The sequence below is a fragment of the Capnocytophaga genosp. AHN8471 genome (assembly GCF_016806945.1).
GTDB classification, from domain to species: Bacteria; Bacteroidota; Bacteroidia; order Flavobacteriales; family Flavobacteriaceae; genus Capnocytophaga; species Capnocytophaga periodontitidis.
Window position 1 is genome coordinate 23,268 of the sequence record NZ_JAESPJ010000027.1, and the last position, 18,083, is coordinate 41,350.

The window sequence follows — 18,083 nt, forward strand, 5'->3', positions numbered from 1 at the left end:
GCTGGATATGTGCTGCAAACGCCCTCACGGATAAAAAAATCCAGATAGTCTCTTTAAAGAATTCTTCCCCCTATCGAAAAAGCAAAACACTGCTGCTTCATATAGTTTTCATTAGGGTTAGGCAATATATCGATGAAACCTACTGAGTATTGGAAACCGATAGTAAAGCGCTTGATTTCTAAACCTGTAGCAAAGTTGAAACCCGCGTCAAAAGGCTTGAGTCCATCGTTGCTGCCATTGCCAATGCTCAATGAGTATTTACTTTTGTTGATGTGCAAAAACCTACTATCTTTATACACCGATTGTTCTTCGCGTACATTGGCAGCCAAAGCCGTCGCGATATAAGGTCCTGCTTTCCACACAAAAGTAATATGTCGCGCTCTAAGGCGAAAACCTACATAGACCGGAATTTCCAAATAGTGATGATTAAAAACTTGCCTACGCATATAGTTACCATCAGATTTGTAATAGCCTCCACCATAACTGTACTCGTGTTTAAAATTTTTGGAGGCATATACCAATCCCGATTCTATCGCAATGCCATTGTCAAACTGAGCACTCAACAATCCGCCTATTTGCAAACCCGAAGCGCTTTCCATTACCCACTCAGGTGATGAAACTCCGTAAAGACCGCCTGCGGTAATCCCTGCTTTGGCTTCTACACCCCATTTTATCTGTGCTTGTGCAACGATTCCCCAGAGGAATATCATTGCTGATAATTTCATCCGATTCATAAATTTAGGTATTAAAATGAATTTCAGAGGCAAAGGTAATAAATAATTAGCTAATTTACTAATTTGCTAATTTGCTAATTATCCTTATCTTTGCCCCAATATATTAATTTTCCTTTTATGAAAAGACGTTTTTTCACGCTATTAACAACCCTAACCACTATATTTGCTACCGCTCAAGAGGCTGATACTTTGGCAATAGAAAAGCCAACTCCTCCTCCCGCTCTTCCAGCTTTCGCCAAAAAACTAAACATCGATTTGTTTTTCAGAGGGGGAGGCGTGAGTGATAACTATAACGATGCCTCCAAAAATAGCACTCATTTTGTGATTGACAATGCGCGCATCAATCTGCAAGGTGATTTCAACGACGATCTCTTCTACCGCGTGCGATTCCGTCCTAATCGTCCCTTTACCGAAACTTCTCAGGACGGCGGTACCACTGCCTTAGACTACGCTTTTATCACCTATCGTTTTGGCGCAACACGTCAGTGGGACGTAACGGTGGGCAAACAGCTCGCTGCTTTTGGGGCTTTTGAAAAAGAAATCAACCCTATTTACGAATATATTTTCACCGATTACCTAAATGGGGTCTACAACAATGTCTTCCTTTCAGGGCTCGCTTTGGGCTATAAACTCAACGATCGCTATAAAATAGGCGTACAGTTGCACAACACGGTGAATGCTAAATTCGCTACTCATTTAAAAAACAACGGCTTTGTAGCGGGCGATTTTAAGGCTTCCAAAGCACCTATCGGGATGTACCTCTATTGGAATGCCGATTTGCTCGACGGCAAACTCAAATTGCGCTACTCCTATAACTTATCGCAATACGCCGCCAACTACCTCACTCACTCCATAGCTTTGGGAAATTGGTATAAAAGTGGCAAACATACGGTTTATCTCGACCTCAGTTATACCTATATGGGCGCCGATTACGGACTTACAGCTTCAAAACTCCTCAGCGCCTACGATGGTTTGGCTAAAGATAATTTCTTGATGCAGAAAGATGTAGTCTACAAACGTGCTGTATCGCGCTACGACTATCAACTTACCGACCGCTGGAGTCTATCGGCTAAGGCGGGGATTGAGTTAGCGGGGAGTACCCAGCGCCTTAGTGAGCAGTTGCGCACTAATTGGATATATTTCGCTGCCGCACAATACGCTCCCATACAAGGACAAGACCTCCGCTTTTACGTAGCCTACGTGGGGAATACTCTCAGCTACGACAAAGCCTTACACCTAAAAGATGAGCAACTACACCGCATCGCAATCGGTGCTTACTATACATTACCAATTTTGCGATTAGCAAATTAGCAAATTGGCAAATTGACAAATTATATGAAACAAATCAACGGTTTTTCTAAACTTACCAAAGCCGAGAAAATTCAATGGCTTTGCGACACTTATTTTCCTGAGATAGAGAACGCAGCAGCTTTCTTTGAAAAATACCATAACCCCGATGCTGAACTCCAACAACGCCACGACGAGTTCATCGAAAATACAGTAACCAACTACTATCTGCCTTTTGCAGTAGCCCCTAACTTCCTCATCAATGGGCGTACCTATACGGTGCCTATGGCGATTGAGGAAAGCTCGGTGGTGGCTGCTGCCAGCCGTGCGGCGAAGTTCTGGCAGGGTAGGGGAGGCTTTCATACTACGGTGCTCTCTACCGAAAAAACAGGACACGTACACTTCTTTTTCTACGGTGAAAAAGCGCATTTAGAAGCCTTTTTTGCTCGCGTACAGCCTTTGATGCTCGCCAATGCCAAACCAATCACCGCCAATATGGAAAAACGCGGTGGGGGGATTACTTCCCTTACTTTGGTAGATAAAACGGAAGCATTAGCGGACTACTATCAGCTGTCGGCTACTTTTGAGACCTTAGATGCGATGGGGGCTAACTTCATCAACTCGTGTTTAGAATCGTTTGCCGAGACCTTTAGAGAAGAGGCTGAAAAAAATGCGACTATCCGTGGGCAGTACGAAATTGTGATGTCTATACTCTCTAATTATGTGCCTAACTGCTTGGTGCGTGCCGAAGTGCATTGCCCTGTAGACGAATTGGAAATTGCCCACCTCAAAGGAATGGCAGCAGCCAAAAAATTCGTGCAAGCGCTCGCTATTGCCAACGCCGATGTATACCGCGCCACCACTCACAACAAAGGTATAATGAACGGCATCGACTCGGTGATTTTAGCCACAGGTAATGACTTTCGTGCTATCGAAGCAGGAGCTCACGCCTATGCAGCGCGTTCAGGCAATTACAAGAGTCTTTCCAACGCTTGGATAGAGGGCGACACTTTCCATTTTGCACTCGAATTGCCCTTAGCTTTGGGAACTGTGGGCGGACTTACCACGCTCCACCCCTTGGTGAAAACAGCCCTCGAAATCCTCGAAAAACCCAATGCTCGCGAGCTGATGCAAATCGTAGCTTGCGTAGGTTTAGCACAGAATTTTTCGGCAGTGAGTTCACTCATCAGTTTGGGAATCCAAAAAGGACATATGAAAATGCACCTCAACAATATTTTTAATCAATTAGGCGCTACCGATGAAGAAAAACAACAACTCACCGCTTATTTCAAAGATAAAACAGTGAGCCATAGTGAAGTAGCCGAGGCGTTGAACCACTTAAAATCTCAAAAATGAAAACCCCTATCTTGTTTATTTTTCTGTTGTTAGTGTCTGCTGTAAGTGCACAGAAATTGCATTTATATGGTGGAAGCAATTACGATGTTTATTTGGGATGCTTGAATTGTAGTAAAACTGATAGCAATTCTATATGGAATGACTTGGGTAAGTACGGGTCGGCTAATAGTTCGATGTCTATATGGAATGATTTTGGTACCTATGGCAACCCTATGAATAGTTTGAGTCCGTGGAATGATTTTGCCTCTAAACCTCCTATAGTAGTAGATGCTTCGGGGAAGTTTTGCGGCTATTTTACAGTCAATAAAAGTTATAATAAAAGAGCAGAGTTTGAATTAGCTCTGCTCATTTATGATAATTACCAAGCAATTCGCAAAGATGTTAGCACTTGGTATAGAAAACTCTTCTAAAAATTGTAAGTAACGGTAGCATTTACATTGCGTGGGGCACCAGGGAAGTTGCGGAGGTTATCGTAACCACTAATCCAATAGGTGCAGTTGAGCACATTGTTTACATTTACTTGGAACTGTACATCTTTCACTTTGTAGTAGAGTACAGCGTTTACTAAGGTGTATTCGGGGTAGGTGGCAGCTGTAGCACGACGCCCTACTTGCCCTAACCGCTCACTTATATAATTCACTCCTACACCTAATCCCAAACCTTCTAAAGCACCTTTTTGGATAATGTATTTCGTCCAGAAATTAGCAGCGTGACGGGGCGTGCTGGGGCGTTGCACATTCAGGTCTTTTAGGATACCATCTTCTTTTAGTTTTACAATACGGGCATCGGTATAGGCGTAGTTTGCCACTACACTCCAGTTGGGGGCGATACGTCCAGCGACATCTACTTCAAAACCATTCGATTCTTCGTCTACAGGCACGCGCCAATCGGGTTTGCCTGTTTTGGCACTTTGCTCTAACGAGTTTTCTTGCTTGATTTTGAATACCGAAAGGGTAGCATTCAACCGCTTGTTGAACCATTCGGTTTTGAGCCCTATTTCGTGTAACTCACTTTCTACATAATCAAATGGGCCTCCATAGCGTTCGGGGTCGGACTGTATGTTTGCCCCTTGAGGTTGAAATCCTTTTACCCAAGTGGAATATAGATTGATATTTTCCGATGCCTCTATCACCAATCCCACACGTGGTATAAAGGCTTTGGTTTCAGCTTGGGTCTCTTTGTCGGTGCCTTTGTTAAGAATTTCGGTAAACCACTCTTGTCGCAACCCAACGAGCACTTTCACGATGCTGATGTCCATCTGCTCTTGCACATATACGCCGTGAGAATATTCCTCATACGGATTGAGCACATTTTGGCGGTAGATATACTTGCTAATGTCTTTATAGCCATTACCTGCCGAACGATTTTCTAAATCGAACACCGGTACATTGGTAGTAGGAGTTTGTACTGAACCTGCTAACACGTTGGCGGTGGTGGTATAGGTATTCACTACTTTGGTTTTGTCCTTGCTCAAATACCCCTGAGCGGTAGTACCCGAAGAACCGTATTTCTGTTCCGATAGGAAATAGTCGTAGCCCACTAATAACTTGTGTTTTACGATGCCTGTATTGAAAGTGAAGTTGAAGTAGTTGTTAAAACTATTGTTTGCAAACGAGCGCTTACGCTGGTTGAAGAGCATCAGCACCTTGTTAGGGTCGGCATAGCGGAAAGCGTTGGCACCATTGCCTATTTGCTTGTAGTACAAGTTGGCTTGGGTGTGTTCTTGCATATCCTCACTATAAGTAGAGTTGAGGTAGATAGCATTAAACGAAATATGCTCGTTGAACTTATGAGAGAGTCCGATAGTAGTGTTGAGCGTATTTTCCTTAAGGAAGTCGTTAGCAGCGCTCATCGACATACTGATGGGGGTATCGTAGAGCGTACCATTAGCAGGAAAGGCTTGTCCGCGGTCTATTTTGCCATTGAAATTCTGATAGACAAAATCGACATTCACGCTGGTTTTGTCGTTAGGGAGATAAGAAAATGAAGGAGCGACGATATAGCTTTCAGAGCCTTGCAAATCGCGGAAAGAATCGGTTTTTTCATAGCCTAAATTGAGACGGTATAAAAGGGTTTTCTTAGGGTTGAGGGGGCCTGTGAAGTCGCCGTAGGCTTTGAGAGTATTCCACGAACCAACGCCTACCGAGATGCTGTTCTGGTTTTTTAGAAGAGGTTTTTTGGTTACCCTATTGATCACACCTCCAGGGGCAGCATTGCCAAAGAGTGCCGAAGCAGGCCCTTTGATCACTTCCACACGCTCAATATTAGCCAATGACGATTGTTTCCACAAGCTCGTTTGAGCACGCATACCGTTGAGTAGGTTGCCTGAATTGCGGTTACCTGTCGCACGAAAGCCGCGTATTGAAAAATCGTTGTAGGAAGTGTATTGGTTTACCCCACTGATGTTTTTCACTACCTCATTCACGGTAGTAGCACCTTGGTCTAAAATGAGCTCTTTGGTAACATACCCCACCGACTGAGGAACGTCTTTTAGGGCAGCAGCTGTTTTGGTACCTATAAAGGAATTGGTATTTTTATAGCTACTTTCCTTTCTGCCAACTACTTCTACTTCTTGTAGGGCGGTGAGTTCCTCGCTGAGTTGCACATCGAGGTGCGTGTGCGTACCACTGGGATTAGGACTGATATCGGCGCGTATTTTCAGCGATTGGAAGCCAACGTAACTAAATACAATAGTTTGCTTGCCAACAGGTACGTGGTGGAGGTTGTAAAACCCAGCTTCATTGGTGGTAACACCATTGTTAGTGCCTTCGAGTAGTACGGTAACTCCTACGAGCGGCTGTTTGTTTTCATCGGTTACGCGCCCTCTTACATCGGTTTGTTGGGCAAAAATATAGTGAATATTAACACCTAAAAATGTTAATAACAGAAAGATACGTTTAGACATACGTCTTTATTTAAAATTATTCTACTTTATTACGGCGTGCAAAAATAGAGAAAATTTTAAATATAGCAAGAAAAAAGGCAGTGAAATTTAATCACTACCTTATTTTTTAGCCTTTTCTTTTTCAGCCCATTCTTTTTTGAGTTCTTCAGCCCAAAGTAACTCATTTTCAGGGAGGCGTTTTAACTTTCTCCAATTACCTGTTTTATCAGTAAAAAAAGGACCTTTTATAAAATGATTAAAATACACTCCTCCTACAATCCCCTTATCTTTGATATAAGCAAAACGACTTATATTTGTATGTAAAAGATTACAAAATTGATAAAACCAATACACAATATCTCCATGTTTTTCTTCTATATTTGAAAGATAGGTATTTTCAAGAGATTCAGGTATTTTACAGAAAGAATCGGTGTTTTGTTCAAAAGGAAAATCTTGACAAAAAGAAATTTGTTTTATAAAAGTTTCTCGTATGACTTCTATAGGTGTTATAGGTTGATTAGTATTTATAACATAATCTTTTGTACTCATTGGTGCATTCAAAGGATTATTTGCGCAATAAAAGTCTTCTACCCAACAATACTTACTAACATAGTATGTGTCTTTTATTTTTTTTACCAATTTTACCTTACTAATATTGTATTTTTCTTCAATAGGAGAGCCAAACTTTTTATAGTATATTCTCCTGAAAATATATTTCATAGGAAAATGATTGTCCTTAACAATCTTAAAATCTATTTTTTCCCAATTAGTTTTGCTATCAAGCTCAGGAAGTACAGAGAATAAAATTATATAATCTTCACCTTTGTTTAATCCATAGGACTCTGAAAATACATTATATACCTCAATAGTATTTTTAACCCCATAAGGAGAAGTATCAAGTGTATAGTGTTTTACTTGATAATGAGCGGTAAGGCTATCTAAGAGTATATACTTCTGTTCTTGTGCCATTATAGCACAAGAACAGAATAATAGTAAGTAAAGTAAGTTTTTCATAAGCCTTATTTTTTAGACTTTTCTTTTTCAGCCCATTCTTTTTTGAGTTCTTCTGCCCAAAGTAACTCATTTTCAGGGAGACGTTTTAACTTAACTTTATTTTTGAGGAAAGTTACTTCCCCTTTTGGGAAAAAGTAATCTTCATAAGTGCCAGCTACAATTCCTTTGTTTTTAATATAAGCAAACTGAAAAATTCCTCTATCTAAATAATTAGCAAATTGATAGAAAAGGTATGTTGTGTCTTTACCCTTGTTTTTTATGTCGGACAAATATATTTGTTGTTGATGTTTAGGAATTCCTGTTGGGGGATATTCATCCCAATCAAGAGGAAATTTAAGATGAGGAAAACATTCTTTGTAAGTAGCTCTGAGTGTGTTTATTGAAATTGTAGGTTGTTGTGTGTTGATAATATAATTTGCTGTAGCTATTAGCATATTATTAGAAACATCAATACAATAAAAAGACTCTATCCAACAGTATTTGCTTACATAATATTTGTTTTTTATTTTTTTTACTAACTTTAGGGTTAAATGAGTTGTGTTATTATCCTCTTTTTCCATACTAAAAGTTCTTTTATCAACACTTTTAAATAAGTTTTTAGAAGGGAATAAATTGTTTTTAATTTGCTCAATTTCTGTTGATTCCCAATTAGAACTACTATTAAAGTCAGGCATTACAGGGATGAGCAGTATATACTTTCCCCAAAATACATTATACATTTCAATAGTATTTTTAACCCCATAAGGGGAAGTATCGAGCGTATACAGCTTTACTTGATAATGAGCGGTGAGGCTATCTAATAGTATATATTTCTGTTCTTGTGCCATTATGGCACAAGAACAGAATAATAGTAAGTAAAATAAGTTTTTCATAAGCCTTATTTTTTAGCCTTTTCTTTTTTGAGTTCTTCTGCCCAAAGATATTCTTTTGAGCTTAGAATATTATTAAACCAATCTCTATTTAAATTCCACCAAGGCGAAAAATGAGCATCAAAACTACCTGCTATTATCCCCTTCCCTTTGATATAAGCAAAACGACCTATTCCTCTATTATTACAAAGTTTATAGAAATAATATACTTTATATCCTTCTATATACTCAATAGATGACAAATAAATTCCTTTTAAATCGTTTGGGATATTTGGATTATATGATATTTCATAGCTTTGGTAAGGTCTTTGGTCAAGAGGAAACATATAATTAGGATAACGCTTTTTATAGATATTTCTCATTTTGTCAAAAGGGAAGATTTGCTGTTGAAAATCTAATAAAGCACATTTGTCCTCTTGCTGTTTTTCTATTTTTTTATTGGAAAATAGAAATCTTTCAACATTGCAGAATTCACTTGCGAAATACTTATTCCCTTCTTTTTTTACAGCACGAACATAACCAAAATCTATTTTAAAAAGATCTTTTGTAGAAAGAAGGTTATTTTGTATGCTTTTAAAAGAAATCTCTTGCCAAATATTCCGTTCATAATCAGGAAGTACAGAAACAAGTAATAAATAGTCTTTAAAAAATACATTATAGAGTTCTATAGTATTTTCACTGCCATAGGGTAAGGTGCTAAAAGTGTATTTTTTAGTATCATAATGAGCAGTAAGGCTATCCAAGAGTATATATTTCTGTTCTTGTGCTATTACAGCACAAGAACAAAATAATAGTAAGTAAAGTAAGTTTTTCATAAGCCTTATTTTTTAGACTTTTCCTTCTCAGCCCATTCTTTTTTGAGTTCTTCTGCCCAAAGTAACTCATTTTCAGGGAGGCGTTTTAACTTAACTTTATTTTTGAGGAAAGTTACCTCCCCTTTTGGGAAAAAGTAATCTTCATAAGTGCCAGCTACAATTCCTTTGTTTTTAATATAAGCAAACTGAAAAATTCCTCTATCTAAATAATTAGCAAATTGATAGAAAAGGTATGTTGTGTCTTTACCCTTGTTTTTTATGTCGGACAAATATATTTGCTGTTGATGCTTAGGAATTCCTGTTGGGGGATATTCATCCCAATCAAGAGGAAATTTAAGATGAGGAAAACATTCTTTGTAAGTAGCTCTGAGTGTGTTTATTGAAATTGTAGGTTGTTGTGTGTTGATAATATAATTTGCTGTAGCTATTAGCATATTATTAGAAACATCAATACAATAAAAAGACTCTATCCAACAGTATTTGCTTACATAATATTTGTTTTTTATTTTTTTTACTAACTTTAGGGTTAAATGAGTTGTGTTATTATCCTCTTTTTCCATACTAAAAGTTCTTTTATCAACACTTTTGAATAAGTTTTTAGAAGGGAATAATTTGTTTTTTATTTGCTCAAATTCTGTTGATTCCCAATTAGAACTACTATTAAAGTCAGGCATTACAGAGATGAGCAGTATATACTTTCCCCAAAAAACATTATATACCTCAATAGTATTTTTAACTCCATAAGGAGAAGTATCAAGCGTATACTGCTTTACCTTGTAGTTAGTTGTTAAACTATCAAGCAATATATATTTTTGTTCTTGTGCCATTATGGCACAAGAACAAAATAATAGTAAGTAAAATAAGTTTTTCATAATACTATGGACATTTAATACCTGTTGGGTCTGTGCCATTTCTTTGTCCTTGATTGATCAGTTTTTCTTCATCGGATAAAGAACTCCCTTCAACAATCCCGACCTTAGCCATAGCACGAGCAGTTTTTAATGAAATTTTACTATTTGGCAGAGACATAATACTTTGGGCTAAACTTTCTATATAAGGAGCGAACTTGTCATGATCTTGTTTCTGGATGAGTTTATATTTTTTAACTCTTTGTCCATTCCCTATAGGAAGTTTTACTTCTTCTACAGAAGGATATTTTTGATGAAAAACTTGTTCGCCTAACACTTGTCTTTCTACATCCAAAAAGCCATGTAAAACTTCGTGATAAATAGTCGCTAATATATATTCTTGAGTAGCGGTTTTTAGAACATTATCATTTAAATGAACATAAACATCTATATGATGTTCTCCATCTGTTATGACGTCTTTTGCTAACATAGAGTAAGCATCACTATCTACCAATGATTTATCTGTAAAAGGTTTATTATAGATTGTAATATCTATATTTTTATTCGTTCCAAAAGTTTTATTAAGAAGTGTAGCGATGTCGTTAGCAAGGGTAGGAGCCTTATCTACAAGGGCTTTGGCACACGGGTTTTTGAGTTCATTGATGATGTTATCGCCTCCGTCCATTTTCACTTTGGTAAGGTCTGCCCCTATATCAGAAGACCCTTTTTTAGAGTTCCCTCTGTAATTGCTATTGCCTCTACCTCCTATACCGAGTTCTTTATTTCGGTATCTATCTTCTCTATCATAACTTGGATAAACAGTGTAGTTAGGAATAAAATAAATAGGAGGAATATATGTATTACGATGTCCATATACAGTAACAGGTTCTAATTGTATCGGTTTTTCTCCTCCTCCGGAAGGGATATCATCCATTAGAATATCTGTTAATCTCTCTTTGAAACCTCCTCCAAGTCCCCAAGCCATACTTGTTTGCATTTTTTCAAGGTTGTATACCCAGCGGTAGGAGCCTTTCTTTTTAGGGGTTAAGTGATGACTAATAAGTCCGTTAGTCATTCTGAAAGCAGAAATAAAAACACCTTTAATATCAAATAGATAGTAATCAGCATTGATAATTTGCTTATCAGAAGCCAAGCTATCAATATCAGTTACAAAAAGGTATTGTTTGGTTGTTCCATTTTCTTTTAAGAAGAGCACTTCGGCATTTACGTCTGTACCCACAACCGTTATGGGTACAGATGCATATACATTTTCTAAAGGGGTTTTTCCTTGAGAGAAGTTTTCCCAATAGGGGTAATTCAATGAATAACTTACTGCTGCGAGCAGAAGCATTAGAAGTTTGTTTTTGCGTTTCGGCAGTTTCAAACAATGTTTTAGCTTCATTTATACTTACAGCAGAAGCAAGATCATCGATGGCATTTGTAGTAACAATTTCTTTTTTAGGAGTTGTCTCTACTTCGTCGCGTTGGCAATTGGTAAGAAATAATCCTACTAATGTCAGTACTAATAGTTTTAAACTTGCATTTCTCATTGTAAATAAGATTAAAATTCTGCGACAAAAGTAGATAGTGGTTTTTTGTAAAGCAAATAAAAGAAGAATTTTAACATTTTTACGTCCTAACAAAAAAATGCATTTTTGGAAATTTTAATGTTAAAAAAATAGCAACTTATTATCTTTTTAACAAAAGAGTTGTAAACTTGTTATTTTTCAATCTTTTAAATTATGGATATTTCAATGAAAAGGGAATGAAGGGATTAACTGTTTTTAACGTAATAATAGATTTTGTTAAATTCTAAGGACTTTAGCAAAGTGCAGCTATACAAAGGCGATAATAAAAAAACTGCCCTGAAAAGTTTTATACTTTCTTGGGGCAGTTTTCATTATGATTAAAAAACAACTATGCCATTATAGCGGTTTTACCAAACTCAAGAACCATTCTTTTACATCACCTTCTAATAGAGGAGCGAGTTTTTCTTCACAGGTTTTGTGGTAGGCATTGAGCCATTGGCGTTCTACATCGGTGAGAAGTGCCACATTAATACCTGAAGGCATAAACGGACAAAGGGTGAGGGTCTCGAAATCGTAGAAAGTGCCAAACTCGTTGCTCGCTACTTCACGCACCGTAATGAGGTTCTCGTGACGAATACCGTATTGGTTTTCGAGATATACCCCAGGTTCGTCGGAGCATACCATACCCGCTAATAGCACTTGTGGGTTGAGGTCTTTGCGGATATTTTGAGGGCCTTCGTGTACGTTCATAAAGCTACCTACCCCGTGACCTGTACCGTGCCCGTAGTCCTTGTGGTTTTTCCAGAGTGCCATACGGGCATAAGCATCGAGCTGTACGCCACGAGTACCCCTTGGGAATTGTACCATTGCGAGTTGTATCATTCCTTTGAGTACGAGGGTACTGTCGTCTATAAACTGCTGACTTACTTTGCCTAATGGAATGGTACGAGTGATATCGGTAGTGCCTTCAAGATACTGTCCGCCAGAGTCTACCAAGATACTACCCTCAGGATGTACCTCTTTACTGCCGTGCTGAGGAGCTGAATAGTGTACAATCGCACCATTACCTTGATAACCAATGATACTGCCAAAACTTTCGCCTACGAAGTTCTTGCCTTCGGCGCGGAAGTCGCGTAGCTTCTTGCCAATGCTGTATTCGGTCATTGGTTCTTTGCCTACTTGGTGGGTGAGCCAGTAGAGGAACTTCACCATTGCTACCCCATCGCGTACCATTACAGTACGGAATCCTTCGAGCTCGGTAGCATTCTTCACGGCTTTCATCAGGTTGCCAGGAGCGGGAGCTTGCACGAGTTTATTGTCCTTTTGGAGGGCTTCGAATATCGCCTGATTGGTATTCGCAGCGAGGAGTATATTTTGTCCTTTTACGGTAGCCAAATAGTTGTAGAACTCATCATAAGCACGCACGCTTACTTTGGCTGCTGCCAAATGAGCTTCTACCTCAGGGGTGAGTTTAGCTTTATCTACAAAAAGGGTCGCTTCTTTATCGGATAGAGCAATATAACCGAGGAATACAGGGTTGTAAGCCACATCGCTACCGCGGAGGTTGAGTGTCCAAGCTACATCGTCTAAGGCAGTGATAAGGTGCAAGGTAGTGCGATGGGTAGCCATTGCTTTGCGAATGGCGGTGAGTTTATCGGCTACGGTTTGTCCTGCCCATTTATCGGGGTGTACGAAAATGTGATGAAGAGGGTCTTTTTCGCGATTTGTCCAGATAAGGTCGATGAGAGGTTTATGTACCAATTTGATATTGTGAGCGGCTAAAGTAGCTTGTAGTTTTTCCCAAGCGATGTGAGAGGTTGCCAAGGCGTTAAGTGCCACAGTAGCCCCAGCGGGAAGTACTGATACGAGCCAATCGGCATAATCGGGGGTACCTTCTACACCGTCTTTGAAGAGGTCGATGCCAGAGCCTTTGAGCTCAATCGCCGATTGTACAAAGTAACGAGAGTCCGTCCACAAGCCGGCTTTATCTTTGGTAACGACCACGAAACCCGCAGAGCCTGTAAATCCAGAGAGCCAAGCGCGTTCGAGCCATTCTTTGGGTAGGTATTCACTAAGGTGAGGGTCGGCGCTGAATACCACAAAAGCGTCGATGTGGTTTTCTTGCATTTTAGAGCGCAAGAGAGATAATTTTTCGGGTGTATTCATTGTTTATAGTTTTATGTTTTTGCAGCTTTGCTGCCTTAATTTCTCGCACTGATTACACGAATCACACAAATTTTGACACGGATAATTTTCTATTGTCAGTTGTGATGTGCACGGATTAGTAGCTATTGCTACCGGATTTAATGGATTATTTCAAATATTTTAACAAAGTATGATTTTACGGCGAGCTTCTATTCTTTTAAATACTATATCAGCAGGCTCAGCAGGAGTTGGGTCGGCTTTAGATTCGTAATAGAGTTGTAAGTCTTCTAACTCTTCATATAATTCAGCAATTCTCAAAAGCTCGTTGTATTGTTCAATAGGAACAACTGCCGAGAGTGTATTGCCTTGTCTATCAGTTAGAAAAGTGGGTTCTTGTAAAATCATTATATTCATATTTTACTTGGGATAATTCAGATTTTTATCGGTGAGGTGATACAAGGTTTCCTCTAAGTATTTTTTAGCTTCGTATTTAGCAAAAGGGAGGTTGTTGTTGTAGAAATTGCCGCATTCTAAAGCCGATGCACCAGGGATATCACCTTCAAAATTAGCGATATACTCAAAGAGTTCGGTAATCAGGGGGGCGATATCTTTAGAGGTATAGTCACCAGCGAGAATAAGGTAATTACCGGTCATACAGCCCATAGGCCCCCAATAGATAATCTTGTCTTTCCACTCGGGGTTGTTGCGCAACCAAGTAGCAGCGAGGTGCTCGATAGTGTGTATTTCGGGGCTGCCGAGTACGGGCTCACGGTAGGGGAGCTTCATACGAATATCAAAAGAGGTAAGCACTTCGTTGCCTACATAGTCTTTACGCGATACATAAATGCCACGCTCCAGTTTGAGGTGGTCAATACAAAAACTTGCTATTCTTTCCATTTTATTTAGCTAAGAGTTAAGAGATAAGAGGTAAGAAATGGTACCTTTATATTTTAACTCGTTATTAATTGATATTTAGTTGAAATTCTTGAGTAAAATCGGAGTAGTCTTCTATTTTGAAAGCGCGAATATCTCTTACTGAAAGGCAAAACCATTTGATATTTTTTAAGCTTTGTATAGCACGAAAAAGGGTTCGCAAATCGCCTTCAGTAGCATACGTACTTCCTTGTATCCAATAAAAATTATTTTGCTTAAGTACTTTCCTAACTTCAGCATAAGCGTTGTGATATGGATCTTTATAATGTTTCTTTAGTTCAGAAACTATTAAGTCAAAAGCTATAGCGTGCATAATTCTTCCTCTTCTACGGGGGTAAACATATCTTCTTTTTCAAAGAATAATTCACCATTGTCCGTTTTTACTTCAATGACAATTCCTATAAAAGGATTTTGTTCTATTTCGGTAACGGTTGCTTCTACCCAATCGGGTTTTCCTGTGAGTTGAGGAGAAACCCACACACGTTGTCCTATGTTAAATTTGCTTTCCATTTTTTTAGCTAAGAGTTAAGAGATAAGAGTTAAGAAATAGTACCTTTTACATTTTAACTCGTTGTTAATTGATATTTAGTTGAAATTTTTTTATTGGGAGCTTCTGAATTCTCGGAGAAACTCAGAGAACTTCTGATAAAGCTCTAATTCCTGACACCTGACACCTAAGCCCTAAAACCTGCCTCCCTAACAAACTACACCGCAAAAGTATTGATTCTGTTGCTAAAAAGCAAATGTTTTTAAGAATTTTAATAAATAAACAAATTAGTAAGGCAGTCTTTTTTGAGCTCTACGGAAGCAGGTAGCGTTACTTGAGTTACATCAAAAGGGGTAGTGATGAGGTGCATACCTGTTTTAGAAGGAATATGAGCTACAATTTTATTTTCTTCTGCGGGAGTCGCTATCTTGATTTGTGCTTCTATTTGAGATATATCAACCTGATAAGTGTCGATGTCTATATCTATAATCCAGTACTTTTTGAGTTTTTTACTGCCTATACCCGAAGCACTTACACAGGAGGCAAACAGTTTTTCTACACGTGCATAGTGTTCTTGCTGTAGCAAATCGGGGAGGCGTTTGAGCATATCAAAAGCTACATTTTTATAACTCTTAGGATTGAGATTGATCATTGCTCTACATTGGAAAACCTCACAGAGTTTTACAATCTCGTCTTTTTTAGCCAATAACGATTTGCGGTCTTTTATCTGATACATTTTCACGATATGAGTACTTTTATGCAGTTCCTCAATATCTTTTTTGCGTTGTAACAAAAAGACGAAGAAAAACAATTGTTCTCTATCCGCTTTATTGCTTATAGCAGCAAGGCGGTTGTCGATAAGTTCACTAATGAGGTCGAAATTATTTCTCATATCCTACTGATTGTTTTCTTCTCTATATACATTATCATCTCCAGAAAGGATTTGCAGATAGCTTTTGTAGCGCGACCAAGCGATTTCGTCGCGTTCTAAGGCTTCTTTTATAGCGCATTGGGGTTCATCGGTGTGGAGACAGTTGTTGAATTTGCAATGGTGTTTGAGAGCGAAGAACTCTGGAAAATAGTCGGTTAGTGAGTTGTTATCTATTTCTACCATTCCAAAGCCTTTGATACCTGGGGTATCGATAATGCGCGCTCCAAAGGGGAGGTCGAACATTTCGGCAAAGGTAGTAGTGTGTTGTCCTTGCTGATGAAGCTGAGAAATTGCGGCAGTCCTGAGGTGCAAATGAGGGTCGATAGCGTTGATAAGGGTAGATTTGCCAGCGCCAGAATGTCCTGATACTACACAAGTTTTGCCTTCCATAGCCGCTTTTACCTTGTCGATATTCTTGCCTGTAGTAGCCGAAATGCCAATGCACTCATAACCAGCCTTGCGGTATACTGAGGCGAGGTATTTCACTTCGGCGAGTTCATCTTCATTATAAGTATCTACTTTGTTGAAAAGCAGTACAGTTTTGATACTATAGGCTTCGGCAGTAACCAAAAAACGGTCGATAAAGGTAGTGGAAGTAGGTGGATTGTTGAGTGTTACCACCAAAAAAGCGAGGTCGATATTCGATGCGATAATGTGAGTTTGTTTGGAGAGATTCACCGATTTGCGGATGATATAGTTGTCACGAGGGTTTATTTCGGTAATGATCCCTCTGTCTTCTTCCAATTCAAATACCACCCGATCGCCCACCGCTATGGGGTTCGTGTTCTTGATGCCTTTTAGGCGGAATTTTCCTTTGATGCGACAGTCGTGAAAATGACCTGTTGCCAAGTCCTTCACCATATACCAACTGCCCGTAGATTTGTATACCAATCCTTCCATTTACTTGTATAACAACGCCGTAGTTTCAGGCTTTTTCAAATCGATTAAGAAGATGTGTTTAGGCTCTTTAGGGTCGATAGTGCCATTTTGGTTACTGTCTAAACGCGCATAAACGTAGAGCGCATCGTTCATCCCATCGTAATCGGAGCCTATGACGCCGTATTCTTTAGGAATAAGGGCTTTCACCCGAGTACCGTCCAACTGATAGAGGTAAAACCGACGTAAATCGACGCGGGTGTAGTAGCCATCTTTATCGGTATCCTCGTCGTAGCAAGAAATCATATAGAAGTTGCGGTTCACGTTTTTGTTTTGCAAAGTATCGCGAGTAGCCGAAGGATAGTAAACATTTTCTATGAGTACGGGTTTTTCAAAGAACAGTTTCTGCTCTTGTTTTTCTATGTCAAAGAGGGATACGTTCACCATTTCGTCGCCATAAATGGTTTCAAAACCTGCCACGATATTGCCATTCCAGTTGTTGCCATTGTTGTGGCGTGCGTAATAACTATCGCTGTAGCTATAGCTATAATTGCTGAGTTTTTGAGATTCGCCTACAGAGCGATCGCCGTATCTGTAATTTACTTTGAAAACGGGTGTAAGTCGGTACTGAGGGTGTTGGGTAGGGAGTACACTGCGCACTTCGGTTTCAAATTGCAGTGAATCAACGGCTAAACCCTCAATAGGATTCCCGTTTTTATCGGTAGCGGGGCGGGTTGCCTGAACGCCTTTATAGACATCGGCAGCAGTTTTGCGCTCACAAGCTGTAATAGCGAGAATAGCAAGAGATAATAAAAGGATTTTTTTCATAATGTTTTATGTATTAGTATGTTGTAATTTTTCACTCTTCACTTTTCACTTCCCCTGCTTCTTTATCGGGAAATACATTGGCATACACCACTTGGCTAACGCTCTTTACGGGGTTGTAGAGCAATGAGTCGCTGAGGGCTGAAGTAGAAAGCCATTTTTCGGTTTGAAAAGTACGCTCTAAAAATACAAAGATTGAGCCTACAATCACAATAGATTTTAGCAAACCAAACAAAGCACCTCCTAATCGATTGAGAAAACCGAGTTCGGCAGCTTTGATCATTTTGGTAAGTATTTTTGCCAAAAGCATTACGCCCAATACCAATACGATGAGGGTTATCCCAAAGGCAACGACCTCTAAAGTTTGTTTTTCGGCAGGGAGTATCTTGTCTAAGAGTGAGGCAGTAAAGAACGAAAAGTGTATTGCTCCATAGATGCCCACCACAATAGCCAAAAGAGATGCCATCTCAATAATAAGTCCGCGCATAAAGCCACGTACTAAGCCAAAACCTAAAATAATCAGTAGTATAAAATCAATTTTATTCATTAT

Annotated in this window: 19 protein-coding genes; 3 read left to right on the top strand and 16 right to left on the bottom strand. The window is 39.1% G+C overall.

The genetic code is table 11. The annotated features are described in order from the left end of the window. Nucleotides 1–53: 53 nt before the first annotated feature. A complete protein-coding gene (locus tag JMN12_RS11925) occupies nt 54–725 on the bottom strand; it encodes a porin family protein (protein ID WP_238423904.1) in 672 nt (223 codons plus the stop codon). 126 nt (nt 726–851) lie between these two features. Between JMN12_RS11925 and JMN12_RS11930 the strand changes: the two genes are divergently transcribed. From JMN12_RS11930 to JMN12_RS11940, 3 genes are read left to right on the top strand one after another with little or no spacing between them, the layout of a single operon-like run. Further along, nucleotides 852–2,045 (top strand): porin, encoded by a 1,194-nt coding sequence (locus JMN12_RS11930; protein WP_203080799.1) that lies wholly within the window; start codon nt 852–854, stop codon nt 2,043–2,045. A 24-nt stretch (nt 2,046–2,069) separates the two neighbouring features. Beyond that, nucleotides 2,070–3,377, top strand: a complete 1,308-nt coding sequence (locus JMN12_RS11935) for a hydroxymethylglutaryl-CoA reductase, degradative (RefSeq protein WP_203080798.1) — start codon at nt 2,070–2,072, stop codon at nt 3,375–3,377. Further along, the gene (locus tag JMN12_RS11940) at nt 3,374–3,787 is read left to right on the top strand and encodes a hypothetical protein (protein ID WP_203080797.1); all 414 of its coding nucleotides are present in this window, start codon (nt 3,374–3,376) and stop codon (nt 3,785–3,787) included. Before JMN12_RS11935 ends, JMN12_RS11940 begins: the two co-directional genes overlap by 4 nt. On the opposite strand, the gene JMN12_RS11945 is transcribed toward JMN12_RS11940, so the two are convergent. The 15 genes from JMN12_RS11945 to JMN12_RS12015 all read right to left on the bottom strand — a co-directional run bounded on the left by JMN12_RS11945 (nt 3,784) and on the right by JMN12_RS12015 (nt 18,080). After that, nucleotides 3,784–6,282, bottom strand: coding sequence for a TonB-dependent receptor (locus JMN12_RS11945; protein ID WP_203139439.1), 2,499 nt, complete (start codon nt 6,280–6,282; stop codon nt 3,784–3,786). The genes JMN12_RS11940 and JMN12_RS11945 overlap by 4 nt on opposite strands. 99 nt (nt 6,283–6,381) lie before the next feature. After that, the gene (locus tag JMN12_RS11950) at nt 6,382–7,275 is read right to left on the bottom strand and encodes a hypothetical protein (RefSeq protein WP_203139442.1); all 894 of its coding nucleotides are present in this window, start codon (nt 7,273–7,275) and stop codon (nt 6,382–6,384) included. Nucleotides 7,276–7,280: 5 nt separating this feature from the next. Then, nucleotides 7,281–8,147 carry a hypothetical protein gene (locus tag JMN12_RS11955; protein ID WP_203139446.1) on the bottom strand — a complete coding sequence of 289 codons (867 nt, stop codon included), beginning with the start codon at nt 8,145–8,147 and terminating at the stop codon, nt 7,281–7,283. A 5-nt stretch (nt 8,148–8,152) separates the two neighbouring features. Continuing rightward, nucleotides 8,153–8,959: a hypothetical protein gene (locus tag JMN12_RS11960; RefSeq protein ID WP_203139450.1), complete on the bottom strand. Its 807-nt coding sequence runs from the start codon at nt 8,957–8,959 to the stop codon at nt 8,153–8,155. 5 nt (nt 8,960–8,964) lie between these two features. Continuing rightward, nucleotides 8,965–9,831 carry a hypothetical protein gene (locus JMN12_RS11965; protein ID WP_203139453.1) on the bottom strand — a complete coding sequence of 289 codons (867 nt, stop codon included), beginning with the start codon at nt 9,829–9,831 and terminating at the stop codon, nt 8,965–8,967. Nucleotides 9,832–9,835: 4 nt separating this feature from the next. Continuing rightward, entirely contained in the window at nt 9,836–11,158 is a 1,323-nt protein-coding gene (locus JMN12_RS11970) for a hypothetical protein (protein ID WP_238423905.1), read from the bottom strand. A 574-nt stretch (nt 11,159–11,732) separates the two neighbouring features. Next, nucleotides 11,733–13,502, bottom strand: a complete 1,770-nt coding sequence (locus JMN12_RS11975; RefSeq protein WP_203139456.1) for an aminopeptidase P family protein — start codon at nt 13,500–13,502, stop codon at nt 11,733–11,735. Between the two features lie 159 nt (nt 13,503–13,661). Next, complete coding sequence (locus JMN12_RS11980; protein WP_203139458.1) at nt 13,662–13,895, bottom strand: XRE family transcriptional regulator; 234 nt, start codon at nt 13,893–13,895, stop codon at nt 13,662–13,664. A gap of 3 nt (nt 13,896–13,898) precedes the next feature. Then, nucleotides 13,899–14,378 (bottom strand): S-ribosylhomocysteine lyase, encoded by a 480-nt coding sequence (locus JMN12_RS11985; RefSeq protein ID WP_203139461.1) that lies wholly within the window; start codon nt 14,376–14,378, stop codon nt 13,899–13,901. A 64-nt stretch (nt 14,379–14,442) separates the two neighbouring features. Next, the gene (locus tag JMN12_RS11990; protein ID WP_203139464.1) at nt 14,443–14,727 is read right to left on the bottom strand and encodes a virulence protein; all 285 of its coding nucleotides are present in this window, start codon (nt 14,725–14,727) and stop codon (nt 14,443–14,445) included. Next, complete coding sequence (locus JMN12_RS11995) at nt 14,715–14,924, bottom strand: transcriptional regulator (protein WP_203139468.1); 210 nt, start codon at nt 14,922–14,924, stop codon at nt 14,715–14,717. Before JMN12_RS11995 ends, JMN12_RS11990 begins: the two co-directional genes overlap by 13 nt. 248 nt (nt 14,925–15,172) lie before the next feature. Then, complete coding sequence (locus JMN12_RS12000) at nt 15,173–15,793, bottom strand: hypothetical protein (protein WP_203139470.1); 621 nt, start codon at nt 15,791–15,793, stop codon at nt 15,173–15,175. Between the two features lie 3 nt (nt 15,794–15,796). After that, nucleotides 15,797–16,732 carry a ribosome small subunit-dependent GTPase A gene (gene rsgA / locus JMN12_RS12005; RefSeq protein ID WP_203139479.1) on the bottom strand — a complete coding sequence of 312 codons (936 nt, stop codon included), beginning with the start codon at nt 16,730–16,732 and terminating at the stop codon, nt 15,797–15,799. Next, on the bottom strand, nt 16,733–17,536 hold the full coding sequence (locus JMN12_RS12010; RefSeq protein ID WP_203139480.1) for a hypothetical protein: 804 nt from the start codon (nt 17,534–17,536) through the stop codon (nt 16,733–16,735). Between the two features lie 31 nt (nt 17,537–17,567). After that, nucleotides 17,568–18,080, bottom strand: a complete 513-nt coding sequence (locus JMN12_RS12015; protein ID WP_203139483.1) for a CvpA family protein — start codon at nt 18,078–18,080, stop codon at nt 17,568–17,570. Between the last annotated feature and the right edge of the window lie 3 nt (nt 18,081–18,083).

Bases quoted from the DNA above. Each gene is read 5' to 3' on its own strand.
- JMN12_RS11925 (WP_238423904.1), bottom strand. From the start codon at position 725: ATGAAATTATCAGCAATGATATTCCTCTGGGGAATCGTTGCACAAGCA.
- JMN12_RS11930 (WP_203080799.1), top strand. From the start codon at position 852: ATGAAAAGACGTTTTTTCACGCTATTAACAACCCTAACCACTATATTT.
- JMN12_RS11935 (WP_203080798.1), top strand. From the start codon at position 2,070: ATGAAACAAATCAACGGTTTTTCTAAACTTACCAAAGCCGAGAAAATT.
- JMN12_RS11940 (WP_203080797.1), top strand. From the start codon at position 3,374: ATGAAAACCCCTATCTTGTTTATTTTTCTGTTGTTAGTGTCTGCTGTA.
- JMN12_RS11945 (WP_203139439.1), bottom strand. From the start codon at position 6,282: ATGTCTAAACGTATCTTTCTGTTATTAACATTTTTAGGTGTTAATATT.
- JMN12_RS11950 (WP_203139442.1), bottom strand. From the start codon at position 7,275: ATGAAAAACTTACTTTACTTACTATTATTCTGTTCTTGTGCTATAATG.
- JMN12_RS11955 (WP_203139446.1), bottom strand. From the start codon at position 8,147: ATGAAAAACTTATTTTACTTACTATTATTCTGTTCTTGTGCCATAATG.
- JMN12_RS11960 (WP_203139450.1), bottom strand. From the start codon at position 8,959: ATGAAAAACTTACTTTACTTACTATTATTTTGTTCTTGTGCTGTAATA.
- JMN12_RS11965 (WP_203139453.1), bottom strand. From the start codon at position 9,831: ATGAAAAACTTATTTTACTTACTATTATTTTGTTCTTGTGCCATAATG.
- JMN12_RS11970 (WP_238423905.1), bottom strand. From the start codon at position 11,158: ATGCTTCTGCTCGCAGCAGTAAGTTATTCATTGAATTACCCCTATTGG.
- JMN12_RS11975 (WP_203139456.1), bottom strand. From the start codon at position 13,502: ATGAATACACCCGAAAAATTATCTCTCTTGCGCTCTAAAATGCAAGAA.
- JMN12_RS11980 (WP_203139458.1), bottom strand. From the start codon at position 13,895: ATGAATATAATGATTTTACAAGAACCCACTTTTCTAACTGATAGACAA.
- JMN12_RS11985 (WP_203139461.1), bottom strand. From the start codon at position 14,378: ATGGAAAGAATAGCAAGTTTTTGTATTGACCACCTCAAACTGGAGCGT.
- JMN12_RS11990 (WP_203139464.1), bottom strand. From the start codon at position 14,727: ATGCACGCTATAGCTTTTGACTTAATAGTTTCTGAACTAAAGAAACAT.
- JMN12_RS11995 (WP_203139468.1), bottom strand. From the start codon at position 14,924: ATGGAAAGCAAATTTAACATAGGACAACGTGTGTGGGTTTCTCCTCAA.
- JMN12_RS12000 (WP_203139470.1), bottom strand. From the start codon at position 15,793: ATGAGAAATAATTTCGACCTCATTAGTGAACTTATCGACAACCGCCTT.
- rsgA (WP_203139479.1), bottom strand. From the start codon at position 16,732: ATGGAAGGATTGGTATACAAATCTACGGGCAGTTGGTATATGGTGAAG.
- JMN12_RS12010 (WP_203139480.1), bottom strand. From the start codon at position 17,536: ATGAAAAAAATCCTTTTATTATCTCTTGCTATTCTCGCTATTACAGCT.
- JMN12_RS12015 (WP_203139483.1), bottom strand. From the start codon at position 18,080: ATGAATAAAATTGATTTTATACTACTGATTATTTTAGGTTTTGGCTTA.